This window comes from Mesorhizobium sp. M2A.F.Ca.ET.037.01.1.1 (genome assembly GCF_003998075.1).
Lineage (GTDB): Bacteria > Pseudomonadota > Alphaproteobacteria > Rhizobiales > Rhizobiaceae > Mesorhizobium.
In genome coordinates this window covers 1-405 of the sequence record NZ_RZSA01001855.1, presented here as the reverse complement: position 1 = coordinate 405, position 405 = coordinate 1, and the positions used below count along the sequence as shown (strand labels likewise).

The 405-nt window shown below is 61.5% G+C and carries 1 pseudogene; it reads left to right on the top strand.

Annotated elements, in window-relative coordinates:
- Positions 1–391, top strand: a pseudogene (locus tag EOA27_RS40170) (Crp/Fnr family transcriptional regulator); the annotation flags it as partial.
- Positions 392–405: the final 14 nt, after the last annotated feature.

Genomic DNA, 405 nt, shown 5'->3' with positions numbered 1-405 from the left:
CCTTTCATGAGGCACTCGAGCAAAGTCCCACCCTGCGGCTGTTTCTTCTGCGCTTCGTGCAATGCCTGATGGTGCAGACCAGCTACACCGCTCTCACGCGAACGCCCGCCAGGGGCTCGAAAGCCGTCTCGTCCGATGGCTGCTGTTGTGTGAGGATCGCGCTGGCCCCGAGCTGAAACTCACGCGCGAATTCCTGTCGATCATGCTCGGCGTGAGGCGGCCGGGCGTAACCGTCGCCATCGAGGTCCTGGAAGGCAATGGCTTGATCCGCGCCACGTGCGGCAAGATCGTCATCCGTGATTGGGAAGGACTGATCAAACTGGCCGATGGCAGCTATGGCCCACCGGAAGCCGAGTACGAAAGGCTTATCGGTAGCAGTCCACTCCGCTGAAGGCTGTAGGGACC